The sequence below is a fragment of the Streptomyces sp. SP18BB07 genome (assembly GCF_036322545.1).
Classification (GTDB): Bacteria; Actinomycetota; Actinomycetes; order Streptomycetales; family Streptomycetaceae; genus Streptomyces; species Streptomyces deccanensis.
This window is the reverse complement of record NZ_JAQYWT010000324.1, coordinates 36,883-51,068: the sequence shown is the minus strand read 5'-3', so window position 1 is coordinate 51,068 and position 14,186 is coordinate 36,883. Positions and strand designations below refer to the sequence as shown.

At 71.7% G+C, this 14,186-nt stretch carries 15 protein-coding genes; 6 read left to right on the top strand and 9 right to left on the bottom strand.

Features of this window, described 5'->3' with window-relative positions:
* Window positions 1–129: 129 nt before the first annotated feature.
* Complete coding sequence (locus tag PUR53_RS24100) at window positions 130–999, top strand: Fpg/Nei family DNA glycosylase (protein ID WP_329896280.1); 870 nt, start codon at window positions 130–132, stop codon at window positions 997–999.
* An 86-nt stretch (window positions 1,000–1,085) separates the two neighbouring features.
* Here the strand turns inward: PUR53_RS24100 and PUR53_RS24095 are convergent, their stop codons facing one another.
* The 4 genes from PUR53_RS24095 to PUR53_RS24080 all read right to left on the bottom strand — a co-directional run bounded on the left by PUR53_RS24095 (window position 1,086) and on the right by PUR53_RS24080 (window position 3,791).
* Window positions 1,086–1,757, bottom strand: coding sequence for a hypothetical protein (locus tag PUR53_RS24095; RefSeq protein WP_329896279.1), 672 nt, complete (start codon window positions 1,755–1,757; stop codon window positions 1,086–1,088).
* A 205-nt stretch (window positions 1,758–1,962) separates the two neighbouring features.
* Window positions 1,963–2,478: a hypothetical protein gene (locus tag PUR53_RS24090; RefSeq protein ID WP_319245168.1), complete on the bottom strand. Its 516-nt coding sequence runs from the start codon at window positions 2,476–2,478 to the stop codon at window positions 1,963–1,965.
* A gap of 155 nt (window positions 2,479–2,633) precedes the next feature.
* Complete coding sequence (locus tag PUR53_RS24085; RefSeq protein WP_329896278.1) at window positions 2,634–3,179, bottom strand: sigma-70 family RNA polymerase sigma factor; 546 nt, start codon at window positions 3,177–3,179, stop codon at window positions 2,634–2,636.
* 150 nt (window positions 3,180–3,329) lie between these two features.
* Window positions 3,330–3,791, bottom strand: a complete 462-nt coding sequence (locus PUR53_RS24080) for a universal stress protein (RefSeq protein WP_184902326.1) — start codon at window positions 3,789–3,791, stop codon at window positions 3,330–3,332.
* A 146-nt stretch (window positions 3,792–3,937) separates the two neighbouring features.
* Between PUR53_RS24080 and PUR53_RS24075 the strand changes: the two genes are divergently transcribed.
* Window positions 3,938–4,813 carry a polysaccharide deacetylase family protein gene (locus PUR53_RS24075; RefSeq protein WP_329909624.1) on the top strand — a complete coding sequence of 292 codons (876 nt, stop codon included), beginning with the start codon at window positions 3,938–3,940 and terminating at the stop codon, window positions 4,811–4,813.
* A 65-nt stretch (window positions 4,814–4,878) separates the two neighbouring features.
* Here PUR53_RS24075 and PUR53_RS24070 read toward each other — a convergent pair whose 3' ends face one another.
* Window positions 4,879–5,550: a class F sortase gene (locus tag PUR53_RS24070; protein WP_329909623.1), complete on the bottom strand. Its 672-nt coding sequence runs from the start codon at window positions 5,548–5,550 to the stop codon at window positions 4,879–4,881.
* A 346-nt stretch (window positions 5,551–5,896) separates the two neighbouring features.
* On the opposite strand from PUR53_RS24070, the gene PUR53_RS24065 reads away from it, so the two are divergent.
* Window positions 5,897–6,388: a hypothetical protein gene (locus tag PUR53_RS24065; protein WP_329896275.1), complete on the top strand. Its 492-nt coding sequence runs from the start codon at window positions 5,897–5,899 to the stop codon at window positions 6,386–6,388.
* Window positions 6,389–6,432: 44 nt separating this feature from the next.
* Here PUR53_RS24065 and PUR53_RS24060 read toward each other — a convergent pair whose 3' ends face one another.
* From PUR53_RS24060 to PUR53_RS24050, 3 genes are all read right to left on the bottom strand, one after another.
* Window positions 6,433–6,951: a hypothetical protein gene (locus PUR53_RS24060; RefSeq protein WP_329896274.1), complete on the bottom strand. Its 519-nt coding sequence runs from the start codon at window positions 6,949–6,951 to the stop codon at window positions 6,433–6,435.
* Between the two features lie 225 nt (window positions 6,952–7,176).
* The gene (locus tag PUR53_RS24055) at window positions 7,177–7,941 is read right to left on the bottom strand and encodes a bestrophin-like domain (protein WP_329896273.1); all 765 of its coding nucleotides are present in this window, start codon (window positions 7,939–7,941) and stop codon (window positions 7,177–7,179) included.
* Window positions 7,942–7,957: 16 nt separating this feature from the next.
* Window positions 7,958–8,587, bottom strand: coding sequence for a hypothetical protein (locus PUR53_RS24050; RefSeq protein WP_329909622.1), 630 nt, complete (start codon window positions 8,585–8,587; stop codon window positions 7,958–7,960).
* A 273-nt stretch (window positions 8,588–8,860) separates the two neighbouring features.
* On the opposite strand from PUR53_RS24050, the gene PUR53_RS24045 reads away from it, so the two are divergent.
* The 3 genes from PUR53_RS24045 (at window position 8,861) to PUR53_RS24035 (ending at window position 13,071) form a co-directional block, all read left to right on the top strand.
* The gene (locus tag PUR53_RS24045) at window positions 8,861–9,859 is read left to right on the top strand and encodes an SCO0930 family lipoprotein (protein ID WP_329896271.1); all 999 of its coding nucleotides are present in this window, start codon (window positions 8,861–8,863) and stop codon (window positions 9,857–9,859) included.
* A 258-nt stretch (window positions 9,860–10,117) separates the two neighbouring features.
* The gene (locus tag PUR53_RS24040) at window positions 10,118–10,930 is read left to right on the top strand and encodes an SAM-dependent methyltransferase (protein WP_329896270.1); all 813 of its coding nucleotides are present in this window, start codon (window positions 10,118–10,120) and stop codon (window positions 10,928–10,930) included.
* A complete protein-coding gene (locus tag PUR53_RS24035; protein ID WP_329896269.1) occupies window positions 10,927–13,071 on the top strand; it encodes a putative bifunctional diguanylate cyclase/phosphodiesterase in 2,145 nt (714 codons plus the stop codon). Before PUR53_RS24040 ends, PUR53_RS24035 begins: the two co-directional genes overlap by 4 nt.
* Before the next feature lie 145 nt (window positions 13,072–13,216).
* Here PUR53_RS24035 and PUR53_RS24030 read toward each other — a convergent pair whose 3' ends face one another.
* Window positions 13,217–14,101, bottom strand: a complete 885-nt coding sequence (locus PUR53_RS24030) for a LysR family transcriptional regulator (protein WP_329909621.1) — start codon at window positions 14,099–14,101, stop codon at window positions 13,217–13,219.
* Between the last annotated feature and the right edge of the window lie 85 nt (window positions 14,102–14,186).

Genomic DNA, 14,186 nt, shown 5'->3' with positions numbered 1-14,186 from the left:
AAGCACGGGGCGCAGCCCCTGCTTTTCAGGGGCGCGGGGAACTGCGCGAGAAGCCCCACCGGGCCGTCGGTCGACAACGCACCCGCACCCGCCCCCGCACCCGGCGGAGCCGCATGGCACTCTGGTTGTATGCCCGAATTGCCCGAAGTCGAGGCTCTCCGGGACTTCCTGGTCGGCAAGCTCGTCGGTCATGAAGTCGTCCGCGTGCTGCCCGTGGCCATCAGCGTGCTGAAGACGTACGACCCGCCCCTGAGCGCCCTCGAGGGCCGGGAGGTCACCGGCGTACGGCGGCACGGGAAGTTCCTCGACCTCTCGGCGGACGGCGGCGAACTGCATCTCGTGACGCATCTGGCGCGAGCCGGATGGCTCCAGTGGAAGGACCGGTTGCCGGACGGCCCGCCGAAACCCGGCGGCAAGAGCCCGCTCGCGTTGCGGGTCGCCCTGGAGACCGGCGAGGGTTTCGACCTCACCGAGGCCGGGACGCAGAAGCGGCTCGCCGTCCACCTCGTACGGGACCCGGCGGAGGTGCCCGGCATCGCCCGGCTCGGCCCGGACCCCCTCGCCGACGACTTCGACGTGAGCCGCTTCGCCGGGCTGCTCGCGGGGGAGCGGCGGCAGATCAAGGGCGCGCTGCGGGACCAGGGCCTGATCGCGGGGATCGGGAACGCGTACAGCGACGAGATTTTGCACGCCGCGAGAATGTCACCCTTCAAACTGGCCTCGTCGCTGAAGCCGGAGGAGGTCCGGCACCTCTACGAGGCGCTGCGCACCACGCTCACCGAGGCCGTCGAGCGCTCCCGGGGGCTGGCGGCCGGGAGGCTGAAGGCGGAGAAGAAGAGCGGGCTCCGGGTCCACGGCCGTACCGGCGAGCCCTGCCCGGTGTGCGGTGACACCGTCCGGGAGGTCTCCTACAGCGACTCCTCGCTGCAGTACTGCCCGACCTGTCAGACGGGCGGCAAACCCCTCGCCGACCGACGGCTGTCACGGTTGCTCAAGTAGCCCCGGTCGAGTGATCGAACAGCCCGGATCCGACGGCCGGTCATGATCCGCAACCATTGAAGGTACGGACCAATCCTCGCACCGGCTCAGCGCGCGGCCGGGGCCTCGATGGTCACCAGGAGCTCGCCGTCCTGGCTGCGTACCTCGAAGTGGTCGATGTCCTCGAGCTGCATGGCGGTGCCCCCCACCATCTCGGATGCCTTGTCGGCGCCCTCGGGGGACTTCCAGTTGGCGGCCGTCTCCTCGGAGCCGTCCTTGCCGATCACGACGAGCCGGCAGGCGTGGGCACCGGCGGCCTCCTTGACCTTCAGCTCGATGTCGCTGCCCCAGAGCCGCTCCTCGGCCTTGACCTCGGCCCACACGCCCGACTTGGCGTCGGTGGCGGCGACCGTGGTGACGGCGGTCTTCGGAGCCTCGCTCTGACCTGCGACAACGGCCACGGCGGGACCGCCGACCGCGATGACCACGGAGGCCGCGAGGGCGAACAGCCAGCGCCTGCGCTTGGCCCGGTGGCGCGCGGCCACCTCGTCGAGCAGCCGTCCCAGCATCCGGGGGCCGGGCGCCGCGAACGGGTGCACGGCGCGCGGTGTCGCGTTGCGGTACAGCATCAGCTGGCGGGCAGCCGGACGGAACTCGGTGACCTGTACCGCGCACTGCGGGCAGCCGCGGACATGGTCCTCGAAGTGGAACGAATCCACCTCGTCCAGCACGCCCAGCGCGTACGCGCCGACGTCGTGATGACGATCCTGGGACCACATGGCAATTCCTCGGGCCGGTGTGCGGTGGGGGTTGCTTCCTGCCCCCACCGGTACGGACCAGACCGGCGAATCACTCAAGCCCCGCGACAATGCCAACCAAAAGATTCGGAGCCCTCCGCCGGGCGGATTGGTCCGGAACCGAAAAAGTTGGTTCACCAAGGCCGGGACGCGTCGACGGCCGACACCCGCACCCGGGGCGTTCCGGCTAGAAGAGGTGGATCGCCAAGTGCCCCAGCGGCAGACCGAGCCGCCACGCAGGCGTCCAGACCTTTGGGCCGTCGTCCTCTCCGAGCACCGCGCCGCCGCCCGGCACCGCGTCCAGGTCCGGCGCGAGCAGCTCCGTCTCCTCCAGCCAGCGCCACGCGGCGGCCGCCAGCTCCAGATCCGGGGACGGGCCCCCCGACTCCAGCGCCTCGGCGGTGAAGTCCGCCATGCGCTCGCACACCCAGTCCTGCCACGGCTGGTCGTACGCCGTCAGCGAGAGCCAGGTCTCCAGCTGGGTGACGACCCGGATGCCGGAGAGCTCACCGCCCGCGTCCGAGAGGAAGATGGTCAGCGCCAGGGCGTCCCGCCCCGCACGGAACTCGAAGGACGTCGGCGGCATCAGGTCGCCCGTCCGCAGCAGCTCCTCCGCGATGTACTCGGCGTAGAACCACGCCATGGGGACGGCCAGTTCGCCGCCGCCGGCGCCGTCCGTGCTCTCTTGACCTCTGTGCAGCATCCCTTCCTGCCTTCCTCCGGTGCGTGCGCGTCGCCCGACCCCGGGCCTGGAGACCAGGCCCCGGCCCCCATCCGGAACACGGATAGAAGACAGCTGATTGCTCAACGGGGGTCCTCAGCAAGGCGCTTTACGGAGGTTTGACTCGGCCATGGGTTTCACCGCAGGTCGGCCGCGTATCCCGGAAGCACCCGGCGAAGGGCGCGCAGTGCGTAGTACGCGCGGGACTTCACCGTACCGGGAGGGATCCCGAGGGCTTCGGCGGCTTCCGCCACACTCGCCCCCTGGAAGTACACCTGCACCAGTACTTCACGGTGCTCGGGAGTGAGTGTCTTCACAGCTTCCCGTACATCGAGGGTCGCCACCGACCGTTCGGCGTGATCGGACATCACTCGGGCGTTCTCCAGCACCGCGTCCCCCACCTCCGCGGGGCGGGCCTGCCGGGCCCGGCGCGCGTCGATGGCGAGTCGCCGCCCGACGGTGAGCAGCCAGGGGCGTACGGAGTCGAAGTCGTCGGCGCGCAGCGCCTCGGGGTGTTGCCAGGCGCGCACCAAGGTCTCCTGCACCAGGTCCTCGGCGCGATGGCGGTCCCCGTCGGAGAGCCGCAGCAGCAGGGCGAAGAGGGGGCGGCCGTGTTCGCGCTGGAGCTCGGCCAGCTCGCGTTCGGCGGTCGTCCCGTGGGTGATCGTGGTTCCGGCCGTCATGGCCGTATGGGAACGCGGGGCGCTGCGCGAGGACAGAGGGCGGTCACGGATGTGCGGCGGGCGGTCGAACCTGTCGACGAACGGTGCGACGAACGGTCGGCGCTCCCCACGGGCGGTTCGCCGTCGGGGCCCTGGCCACCCGTCGCGTACCTACGGCACCACCGTCACCGGCCAGCGGCCCGCCTTCACCAGACGCAGGGCGACCGAGCCGACGATACGGTGGCCGGCCTGCTGGGAGGCGCCCACCACGACCGCGTCCGCCTTCAGCCGGTCCGCCGCCGTCACCAGGCCGCTGTACGGGTCGCCGCGGAAGGTGTGGAACTCCCAGCGCACCTCGAAGACGCCCTTCACCTGCTCGGCGGCCTCCCGGATCTCCGCCACCAGCTGCTCGGCGATCTCCTCGGTCGTTCCCGCCACCGGCATCCCGAGCGCCGCGCTCGTCGCCAGCGGCGGCTGCACGTACACGATGGCGAGCAGCGCGTGCTGGCGGCGGGCGAGACCGGCGGCGTAGGCCACGGCGCGCAGGGAGGTGTCGGAACCGTCCAGTCCGACGAGGACGACCTTGGGCCCGTCGGTGCCGCGTTCGAACCGGTGTGCTTGCTGATCGGTCACGGTCGCGAGGCTATCCGAGCATCCGTCCTCCGGCGTGCGCCGAGCGGTCAGCAGGCGCGCGGAAAACTACTCTCATCGTGTGATTCCATGCCGCCGCCCCGGTGTCGTGGTGGTGCGCCGTCCTCGCCTTGGTCGACTGATGAGTCATGACGAAGGATCAGATGCCCACGGGTCGCCGCCTGTTCACGCGTCGCCGCCTGCTGACCGGCGGGGCCGCCCTGCTCGGCGCCGCCGGTACGGCGAGCACCGCCGCCCTGCTCCTCGGCGACGGGGGCTCCGGCCCGGCACCGGCCGGAGCCCCCGCCCCGGTCGCCGGTCCGGCGGGCCGGCCCGCGCTCGAGCCCTCCGCGTACCGTCTGGAGCCCATCGCCGGGTACGGCCCGCGCACCCGCCGCCGCACCCTCGTCCGGGCCGGCGTCCGGCGCGAGCCGTTCCTGCGGGTGGACGGCCGCGGCCGGAGCATGGTGCTGACCTTCGACGACGGCCCCGATCCCCGCTACACCTCGGACATCCTGCGCATCCTCCGCGACCACGACGTCCGGGCGATGTTCTTCGTGTGCGGCGAGATGGCGGTCCAGCACCAGGACCTGCTGCGCGAGATGGCCGACGACGGCCATGTGGTCGGCAACCACACCTGGTCCCACCCCCTGCTCACCACCCTCTCCCGCTCCAGGGTCCATGCGGAGATGGCCCGCACCAGCGAGATCATCGAGAAGGCGTACGGAGAACCGCCGCTGTGGTTCCGGGCCCCCTACGGTGCCTGGAACCGGGCCGCGTTCCGGTTCGGCGCCGAGCTGGGGATGGAGCCGCTCGGCTGGACCGTGGACACCCTCGACTGGCGGAGGCCGGGAGCGCGCACCATCGCCGAGCGCGTGGCGGACGGCGCGGCTCCAGGAGTCGTCGTGCTCTCCCACGACGCGGGCGGCGACCGCTCGCAGAGCGTGGCGGCCCTGCGCGCCTACCTGCCCGAGCTGCTGGAGGACGGTTACCGCATCACGGTGCCGCAGCGGCAGTACGTATAGGCCCCGATCACGTCCTTCAGGCCCCCGATCACGTCCTTGGGCTTTCGCCCGCCTGCCGGGAGCGCTCAGCGCACCTCGACCAGGCGGGCGAACACGACGACGTTCCCGTCGTAGCCGTTCTGCTTGGAGAAACCACCCCCGCAGGTGATGACCCGCAACTCGGGGACCCCGCTGTTCCCGTAGACCCGGTCGCCGGGGAAGTTGTTCTTCGCGAAGACCTCGACACCGTAGATCTCGAACACGGCGGTCCTGCTGTCCGCGCGCCGGATCTCGACCTTGGCGCCCTTCTTCAGCGCCCCGAGCCCGTAGAACACGGCGGGGCCCTGGTCGTTGTCGACATGGCCGACGACGACCGCCGTGCCCTTCTCCCCGGGGGAGACCGCGCCGGTGAACCAGCCCGCCAGATTCGGGTCGCGGGCCGGGGGTGCGTCCACCCAGCCCTGCGCGTCCAGCCCGACCGCCACGGCCGGCGCGTCCACCTGGATCGACGGGATCCGCACCCGGTCGACCATGGCGTACGGCAGCGGGTCCGGGGCGTGCGCGAACGTGCCCTGCGGTGTGCTGCGGCTGTCGGCGGCCGCCGCCGACGCGGGTTGCGGCGGACCCACGTCGAACTCCCCCGAGCCGTTGCGAATGAGAGCGAGACCGGTCAGCAGAACAAGCGCTATCACGCCCCACGGAGCGCGCTTCTTGCGCCGCTCCTCCCATTCGACCTCGGCCGGTTCGGACGCAGACATTCGCCATCCCCTCTCGACACGGCCGTCACCGTGTGCGTCGCGCGTACGCAAACGCTAAGTGCGCCGCAGCGCGACGGCGACGGGGGCGGGTACGAACGGGTGGTGGCGCGGCGGGGTTATGCGCCATCCGAGTTCGCCGCCCGCAGGAAATTTTCTGACGGTCCGTGACCTGCGGTGATATCCGATCATTCGGAGATATCCCCGGCGTGTCCCCTCCCCGGGGCTCACCAGGACGGACCAGCCCCGAAATGCGGCCCCGCGCACGGCATCTGAGGGTCTTTCTGGGAGACGCTTTCTCGCCGATCGACCGGGGACGGGACCCGGGGCGTCTTCCGCGGAGGATCACATGCGTACTACTCGTGTCCTGGCGGCCACTGCCGCCGCGGCCGCCCTGGTCGGTGTCGCCGCGCCGACGGCCGCCGCCTGGGACCAACCGAGCTCGGTCACGGCCGCCCCCAACGTCATCGCCCGTGGCGGGCAGCTCGTCCTCACCGTCAAGGGCGGCGACGCGTGCGCGACCGCCGGCAGCACGATCAGCTCGAACGCCTTCCCGACCACCAACCTCGCCTCCATGGGCGGTACGACCGCCACGGCCACGGTACGGGTCAACTCCGACGCCAGTCCCGGCTCGTACAGCGTCACCACCCACTGCGAGGGCGAGCGCAAGACGTTCACCGGCGTCTTCACCGTCATCGGCGGTGTGCGCGGCGGGCTCGGCGGCAGCAGCTCCAGCGGGGCCACCACCACCGACATCGCGATCGGCGGCGGACTGGTGACGGCGGCGGTCGTCGGCGGTGGCGTCTTCTGGATGCGGCGGCGCTCAGAGAACAAGATCTGAGCCCAGGCCGACGGGAACAGGGTGTGGTGCCCCGCGGGCGGCGGTCAGGAGTGGCCGCCGTCCTCGGGGCGTCGGCGCGACCAGTGCCAGGCCACGCCCAGCGACCCCGCGACCAGCGCGGCGCCGAGGCCGATGTCCGAGAGGTCGAAGCCCGCGACGGTGCCGCCGGCCCCGGCGTGGGAGCCCCGGGAGGGGTGGAGGGTGGGGTGCGGGGTCGGCCGGTCGCCGACGATGGTGAGATCCGTCCGGCCGCTCTCGTCGCCGCACTGGAACGTCACCTCGTACACCGTGCCGGGCCGGGCGTCCCGGTCGACGGTCGCCGTCGCCGAGGACTGGCCCCGGGGGATGGTGACGGCGTCGAAGACTCCCGAGGAGACGGTCGTCCGGCGGTGGCAGCCGTCCACGCGCAGGATCACCTGTCCGCCGGGGGCGACGGCCGAGGGCGTCACACCGAAGCCGAACGACGTGAGATCACTGACCCGTGCCGCGTGCGCGGCGGGGGCGGCCAGGGAGAGGGCGGTCACGGCCGGCAGAACGGCCGAGGCGACGCGTATCGCGCGCATGGTGGAGCCTCCGGGTCCCCGAGGAGCCTGCTGCGGACCGTTTCCGCCTGCGCCTGAGATGCACCTCGATGACCGAAACGCTAAGAAGGCGCGCCGGGTGGCGCGATCGCAGTCGCGCGAATGGGGCACGCGTGTGCTCCGCACAGGGGACCGGCACGCGTACGGCCGGGGGACGGGCGCGGTGCGCCGCCGGTCCCCCGGCCGTGGGCCGGGCGCGGAGGACCGTCAGTCGCCCGCGTTCGGGAACAGGGCGAGGAACGGATCCGCCGTGGCCGAAAGGCCCCGGCTGTAGGGCGCGTCGAAGTCCCAGACCAGGAACAGCAGGAACGCGATGAGGGCGGAGAACAGCCCGGCGAGGATCAGCTCGCGCGCAGTGCGCCGGATCTGCAGGGCGAACACCATGCCGACCGTCACGACGGCGCCGATGATCAGGCCGAACCACACCACCCCGGGCATCGTCTCGCCGGTGGAGTCCGCGCGGTTGCCGCGCGCGGCGTCGGCCGCGGCGACCTGGTCCAGCAGCGGCTGATAGGCCTGCGCCTCGAAGTCACTGGCCGGTTGGTAGTCGGTGACCTCGTGGCGCACGGTGTCGAACAGTTCGGTGCCACGCTCGGTCACCTCGCCCTTCTCGGCCATGACCTTCCACTCGGTGGTCACCACGTGGCCGACATAGGCGTCGATGTCCGCGCGGATCCGGTCGCGCACGTCCTCCGGGTACACCCGCACCCGCTCACTGATCTCGTGCAGGGCCTGCGCCTCCGCCTGGACCTGGTCCTGGGCGGCGCTGCGGGCCTCCCAGACACCGGCGATCGCCAGGCCCAGCACGATGGCGTACACCACGCCGATCATCATGGTGATGTACTCGATGACGTCCGGGGTCTCGGACGGGTCCTCGTCCGCGGGTGCGGCGTGATGCCGTACTACGGCCACGATGAGGACGACCAGACAGGCCGCCCCCATCGCGAGGGTGAGAACAAGCCATTCCGACAAGAGGTTCCTCCAGGAATCAGCGCGGACGCAGGGCGGCGGCGGCGAACACCGCGGGCACCGTGACGAGCAGGGCGAGGGAGACGAGGGACGGGCCGGAGCGCTTGGCCCGCGAGTGGGACGGGGCCCGGTACGGCGGGTAGCTCACCGGCGTCGGCGACACCGTCGGGCGTGGGCTCGGCGTGGGTTTCGGCTTCGGCGTGGGGGTCGGGGCGGGGACGGGCCGGGGCGCCTCCCTGACGGGCGGTGGTGGCGGAGGCGGCGGCGGTGCGGGCCTCGGGGGCGGGGGCGGTGTCGGCTTCGGGGCGGGCGGGGGATCCGGAGCGGGGTCCGGAGTGGGCTCGGGGGTGGGCGTGGGCGACGGCGGCTCGGGCCGTGGCGGTGGCGTCGGGGTGGGCGTCGGCTCCGGCGGACACGACGGCGTGGGCGTGGGGGTGGGCGACGGGGTCGGCTCGCAGGAGTCGGTGCTCCCGATCGCCACGGCGACCCGGTCCCCGCCGCCCGGGCCGACGGTGGCGTACGCGCAGGCGTCCGCGACCGCCGTGCCGCTCGGAGTTCCGGTGAGGAGCCAGGTCAGTGCGAGCAGGGCCGACAGCCGTAGGGCGAGAGCGGATCGGGTCCGCTGGGGTCCTTGCACGTCGGAGATCATCCGTGCTCGCGCTCCCGCGTACGCGGGAGCACGGAGGGAATGCTCCAAAAGAGCGAAGAACGGGCCCCGAATGTTTGAGTGCGGATGCCCGGCGCTGACCACTTTTTCGATACCGGCGCAGCCCGTGTCGCACACCGCGGCGCACACCGCGACACAGACTTCGGAAAGAAATTCCTCCGGCGTTGAACACAGCAGGCACTCCCACGCGTACCTAGGACCAGTAAGCGGCGCAGTAGGGCGCTGCAACACCCACCGGATACACGGGGAGTTGGAATGAAGACCTCCTGGCGGAGCGCCTCACTCGTAGCGACAGCTGCGGCTGTACTGGTGCTGACGACGGCGTGCGGTCAGGAACAGGGGTCCACGTCCTCGCAGAACGTGGGCGCCGCTTCCACCCCGACGCTGGGCACGGGCACCATCGCGGGCACCGGGACCGGTACGGCCGGTGCCGGCGCGGCGGGGTCCGGCACCTCGGACCAGACCCAGTCCACCACGGCGGCCTCCGCGGGCCAGCTGACGGTGTGGAACAGCGACGAGTACGGCAAGGTCCTCACGGACAGCGCCGGTCGCACCCTGTACCGCTTCGACAAGGACTCGTTCGAGCCGCCGAAGACGACGTGCGAGGGCGAGTGCGCCACCACTTGGCCGCCGGTGCCCGCCTCGGGCGCCACCGCCGCCCAGGGTGTCGACAAGGCCCTGCTCGGCGAGGTCAGCCGTCCCGACGGCACCAAGCAGCTGACGGTCGGCGGCTGGCCGATGTACTACTTCGCGAAGGACACGAAGGCCGGCGACATCAAGGGCCAGGGCCTCAAGGGCACTTGGTTCGCGTCGGCCCCCAACGGCAAGAAGGCCTCCACCAAGGGCGGCGGTGGAGCCCCCGCGGGTGAGACCGGTGGCGAGGCGGTCGAGCAGGCCGGTCTGACCACCCGCAACGACCCCAAGCTCGGCGAGATCGTCGTCGACAAGAACGGCATGACGGTCTACCGGTTCCTCAAGGACACCCAGTGGCCGATGTCGACCAAGTGCGTCGGTGACTGCCTCGACAAGTGGCCAGTCGTCGCCCCGGTCGACAAGAACGACACCAAGGGCATCCTGCTGAAGGGCTACACGGTCTTCGACCGCCCCGACGGCATCAAGCAGCAGACCATCAACTGCATCCCGCTCTACACCTTCGCCAACGACAAGGCTCCCGGCGACACCAACGGCCAGGGCGTCGGCGGCACCTGGTTCGCGATCAACGGTGACGGCGAGCCGATCGGCGCCGACAAGTAGGCCGCGCCTTCCCCACGCACCGCACCAGCGCGGCCGCTCCAGGTCCGCCCCCTCCGCACCGCACCGGAGGGGGCGGACCGCTTGGCATGCCCGGGGTCGAACAGGCATGGTCGGGGCGGTGGTTGGGCATGTGCCATCGGCAGCGGCTTTGAACGGACGGTCAATTTCCGTTTTCGCTCGCTCCGTCGGCGGACGATCAGTAGCCTCAGCTCGAACACCGGATCGCCTACGCCACCCCCGACGCGTTGGAGAACACTGATGGAGCGTCCCGCCTGGGCGCCGCGGAGCATCGACATCTCGATGCCGTCCGTGGCCCGCATGTACGACTACTACCTGGGCGGTTCGCACAACTTCGAGGTCGACCGCGAGGCGGCCCGCCGGGCCATGGAATTCGTGCCCGGCCTGCCCAAGATCATGCAGGCGAACCGCGCCTTCATGCGCCGTGCGGTGCGGTACGCCGTCGACACGGGCGTCACCCAGTTCCTGGACATCGGATCCGGGATCCCCACCTTCGGAAACGTGCACGAGGTCGCCCAGGAGGCCAGCCCCGGCGCACGGGTCGTGTACGTCGACCACGACCCCGTCGCCGTAGCACACAGCCAGGCCGTTCTCGAGGGGAACGACGCCACGGATGTGGTCGCGGCCGACCTCCGCAAGCCCCGCGAGATCCTCGAGAGCCCCCGAGTCCGGCAACTGATCGACCTGAACCGGCCGGTCGCACTGCTTCTGGTTGCCATACTGCACTTCGTGGAGGACACGGACGACCCGTACGGAGCGGTGGCCGAGCTGCGTGACGCGCTCGCGCCGGGCAGCCTGCTCGTCGTCTCGCACGCCTGCCGCGAGGGAATCCCGCTGCCCGAGGAGCGGGCGGCGGGCGTGGTGGACGTGTACAGGAACATTCGCAATCCGCTGACCATGCGCTCGTCCGACCAGGTCGCGCGGTTCTTCGAGGGGTACGACATGGTGGAACCCGGAGTGGTGCCGATGGCGCAGTGGCGGCCCGACACGGCTTCCGAGGACGACGATCCGTACGCCTACGCACAGTTCGCCGGCGTGGGGACCAAAGCGTGAGGGCGGAGCCGGACGGGCCGGAGGACAGACTCCGCAGGTTCGCGACGATCTGGAGCCGGGCGGTCTTCCCCGCCACCTCCACCTCGCTGACCCGGCCCGAGTTCGAGGAACAACTCCTGCCGCTGGCCCGCAGGCTCAGCGAGGCGCTGCGCGCCAGGACGTACGACGCCGAGGAGGGCAGGGCCGTCGGCGCCGATCTCGTGGCGGCGCACTGCACCGAACCCGAGGCGCTCAGCCGGACCCTGGACTGCGTCGACGCCTATCTGGTGCTCTACTGCGGCGGCGACGGACCCCAGGACGACCTGCGGGCCCGTGCCGCCCGGCTGCAGTCCGCGATGGCCGCCGGATACGCCGAGGCACTGCGGCAGCGCACCCTCGCCGAGCAGGAGGCGATCGCCCGCGCGGCGCTGGAGGCCCAGGGCGCGGTCGCCCGGGCGCTGCACGCCACCGAGGCCCGCTTCCGCGCCGTCTTCGAGGGCGCCGCCATAGGCATCGGCATCGCCGATCTCGACGGCAACGTCCTCCAGGTCAACGGCGCGCTGCTGCGGATGTTCGGCGTCACCGAGCAGTCCATGCGCGGGCGGCCCGTCCCCGACTGGAGACACCCCGACGACGCGCCCCAGGTCTGGCGCCTCTACGACGAGCTGGTCCGCGGAGAGCGCGAGCACTACCACACCGAAAAGGCGTTCTCCCGACCCGACGGAACGGTCCTGTGGACCAATCTCACGGTCTCCCTGCTGCGGGACGCCGACGGCCGGCCCCAGTACCAGCTGGCCCTGATGGAGGACACCACCGAGCGCCGGCTGCTGAACCTCCGCCTCCGTTACGAGGCCACCCACGACGCGCTCACCGGACTGCCCAACCGCACCCTGTTCTTCGAGCGCCTGGAGAAGGCCCTCGCGGCGGGCGACGGCCAGCGCTTCGGCCTCTGCTACCTCGACCTCGACGGCTTCAAGACCATCAACGACAGCCTCGGGCACGCGGCCGGCGACCGGCTGCTCGTCGAGGTCGCCGACCGGCTGCAGTCCTGCGCGACCGCGCCCGGCGAGATGGTCGCCCGGCTCGGCGGCGACGAGTTCGTGGCGCTGACCACCGGCACCGACACCGAGCGCGAGGTCGACGAACTCGCCGACCGCATCATGAACGCGCTGGTCACCCCCGTCCGCATCGACGGCCGGGAACTGCTCGTGCGCGGCAGCATCGGCATCGTCGAGGGCCCTGCGGGGGAGCGCGGCCCGGCGGAGGTGCTGCGCAGCGCCGACATCACGATGTACCGGGCCAAGTCGGCGGGCGGCAACCGCTACGAGATGGCCGACGCCGAGGCCGACGCCCGCGCCATCACCCGGCACGGTCTCACCACCGCGCTGCCAGCCGCCCTGGACCGGGGCGAGTTCTTCATCGAGTACCAGCCGCTGGTCCACCTCGGCGACGGCACGGTACGCGGCGCGGAGGCCCTGGTCCGCTGGCTGCACCCGCAGCACGGCGTCCTCGGCCCCGACCGGTTCATCCCGCTCGCCGAGCGCACCGGACTGATCGTGCCGCTCGGCCGCTGGGTCCTGGAGCAGTCGGTGCGCCAGGCCAGGGAGTGGCAGGAGCGCCAGGGGGGCACGGGGGCCACCGGGCCGCTGCGCGTCAACGTCAATCTGTCGCCGTGCCAGTTGACCCACCCCGGACTGGTCCAGGACACCGTCGACATCCTGGAGCGCGCGGGCCTCGACCCCGACGCCCTCTGCCTGGAAGTCACCGAGTCCGCCCTGATCGGCGCCGACGACGACCTGCTCAAACCGCTGCGCAGGCTCTCGGAGATGGGCGTCGACATCGCCCTCGACGACTTCGGCACCGGCTACTCCAACCTCGCCAACCTGCGCCGACTGCCCGTCCGCGTCCTGAAGTTGGACCGGTCCTTCACCCAGAGCATGCAGCAGTTCCCGGCCGACCCCGTCGATCTGAAGATCGTCGAGGGAATCGTCTCCCTCGCCCACAGCCTCGACCTCGCGGTCACCGTGGAGGGCGTGGAGACCGGCGCCCAGGCCGAACAGCTCCGCATACTCGGCTGCGACACCGCCCAGGGCTGGTACTACGCCCGCCCGGGCCCCCCGGACCGCCTGCATCAACTGGCATTGGTGGACGCGACGGGCTAAGGGAAGGGTTTCTTATCACCGCCGGGGGCGTGCAGCGCGCCCGTCAGGGGCGCGGGGAACTGCGCGACCAGCCACGACGCACCCGCAGACCCGAACCGGCGCGCACCACCCACGGCGAGACCGGGACCCACGCCAAGGCCCCGGCTCACCGCTCGACCAACATCCGCTGCAACTCCCGCGCGGCCCGAGGCGGAGCCACATCGCTGCGGTGGGCCAGCGCGATCGTCCGATGCAGCCCGGGCCGGGCCAGCGGGGTCACCCGCAGGCCCCGCCCGGAGCGCGTGGCGACCATACGCGGGACGACGGCTACGCCCAGTCCCGCCCGCACGAACCCCAGGACCGCGTCCATCTCACCGCCCTCCACCGCGAAATCCGGCTCGAACCCCGCGGAGCGACACGCGGCGACGGTGAGCTCCCGCAGGTCGTAGCCGTGGCGGAACATCACGAGCCGCTCGCCCTCCAGATCGGGGACCCGGACGGTGCGGCGGCCGTTGCCGGGCTTCGGCGCGTCGGGGGAGGAGACCACCACCAGGTCCTCGCGCAGCAGTTCCACCGTGGTGAGCGAGGGGGAGGGCGTGGGGAGCGGGAGGACCACCAGGGCCAGGTCCAGCGCGCCGCGCGCGAGCTGGCGTACGAGGTCGTGCGAGCCGCCCTCCTCGATCAGCAGGCGGATGCCCGGGTAGCGGTCGTGGAAGGCGCGCAGCACGTCCGGCAGCAGACCGGTGCACAGGCTCGGGGTCGCGCCGAGCCGGACCCGGCCCCGCCGCAGCTGCACCAGCTCCTGAACCTCGTGCCGGGCGGTGTCCGTGTCGGCGAGGATGCGCCGGGCCAGCGGCAGCAGCGCCTCACCGGCGTCGGTCAGCGTGATGTTGCCGCGCGCCCGCCGGAAGAGGTCCGCCCCCAACTCTCGCTCCAGCGCCTTGATCTGCTGCGACAGCGACGGCTGCGCCACATGGACCAGCTCCGCGGCCCGGGTGAAATGCCGGGTCTCGGCCACCGCCACGAAGTACTGGAGCTGCTGGAACTGCATCCCTCCACGATACGGGACGATAGTTTCCCGCTATCGAAACGAGCTGTTTCATGTCTTGGACCGATGGGGTGCGGCCGCTCTAGCG

Coding starts and splice junctions, on each gene's coding strand:
- PUR53_RS24045 (WP_329896271.1), top strand. CDS start 8,861: ATGAAGACCTCCTGGCGGAGCGCCTCACTCGTAGCGACAGCTGCGGCT.
- PUR53_RS24070 (WP_329909623.1), bottom strand. CDS start 5,550: ATGTCTGCGTCCGAACCGGCCGAGGTCGAATGGGAGGAGCGGCGCAAG.
- PUR53_RS24100 (WP_329896280.1), top strand. CDS start 130: ATGCCCGAATTGCCCGAAGTCGAGGCTCTCCGGGACTTCCTGGTCGGC.
- PUR53_RS24040 (WP_329896270.1), top strand. CDS start 10,118: ATGGAGCGTCCCGCCTGGGCGCCGCGGAGCATCGACATCTCGATGCCG.
- PUR53_RS24065 (WP_329896275.1), top strand. CDS start 5,897: ATGCGTACTACTCGTGTCCTGGCGGCCACTGCCGCCGCGGCCGCCCTG.
- PUR53_RS24090 (WP_319245168.1), bottom strand. CDS start 2,478: ATGCTGCACAGAGGTCAAGAGAGCACGGACGGCGCCGGCGGCGGCGAA.
- PUR53_RS24030 (WP_329909621.1), bottom strand. CDS start 14,101: ATGCAGTTCCAGCAGCTCCAGTACTTCGTGGCGGTGGCCGAGACCCGG.
- PUR53_RS24050 (WP_329909622.1), bottom strand. CDS start 8,587: ATGATCTCCGACGTGCAAGGACCCCAGCGGACCCGATCCGCTCTCGCC.
- PUR53_RS24085 (WP_329896278.1), bottom strand. CDS start 3,179: ATGACGGCCGGAACCACGATCACCCACGGGACGACCGCCGAACGCGAG.
- PUR53_RS24095 (WP_329896279.1), bottom strand. CDS start 1,757: ATGTGGTCCCAGGATCGTCATCACGACGTCGGCGCGTACGCGCTGGGC.
- PUR53_RS24075 (WP_329909624.1), top strand. CDS start 3,938: ATGACGAAGGATCAGATGCCCACGGGTCGCCGCCTGTTCACGCGTCGC.
- PUR53_RS24060 (WP_329896274.1), bottom strand. CDS start 6,951: ATGCGCGCGATACGCGTCGCCTCGGCCGTTCTGCCGGCCGTGACCGCC.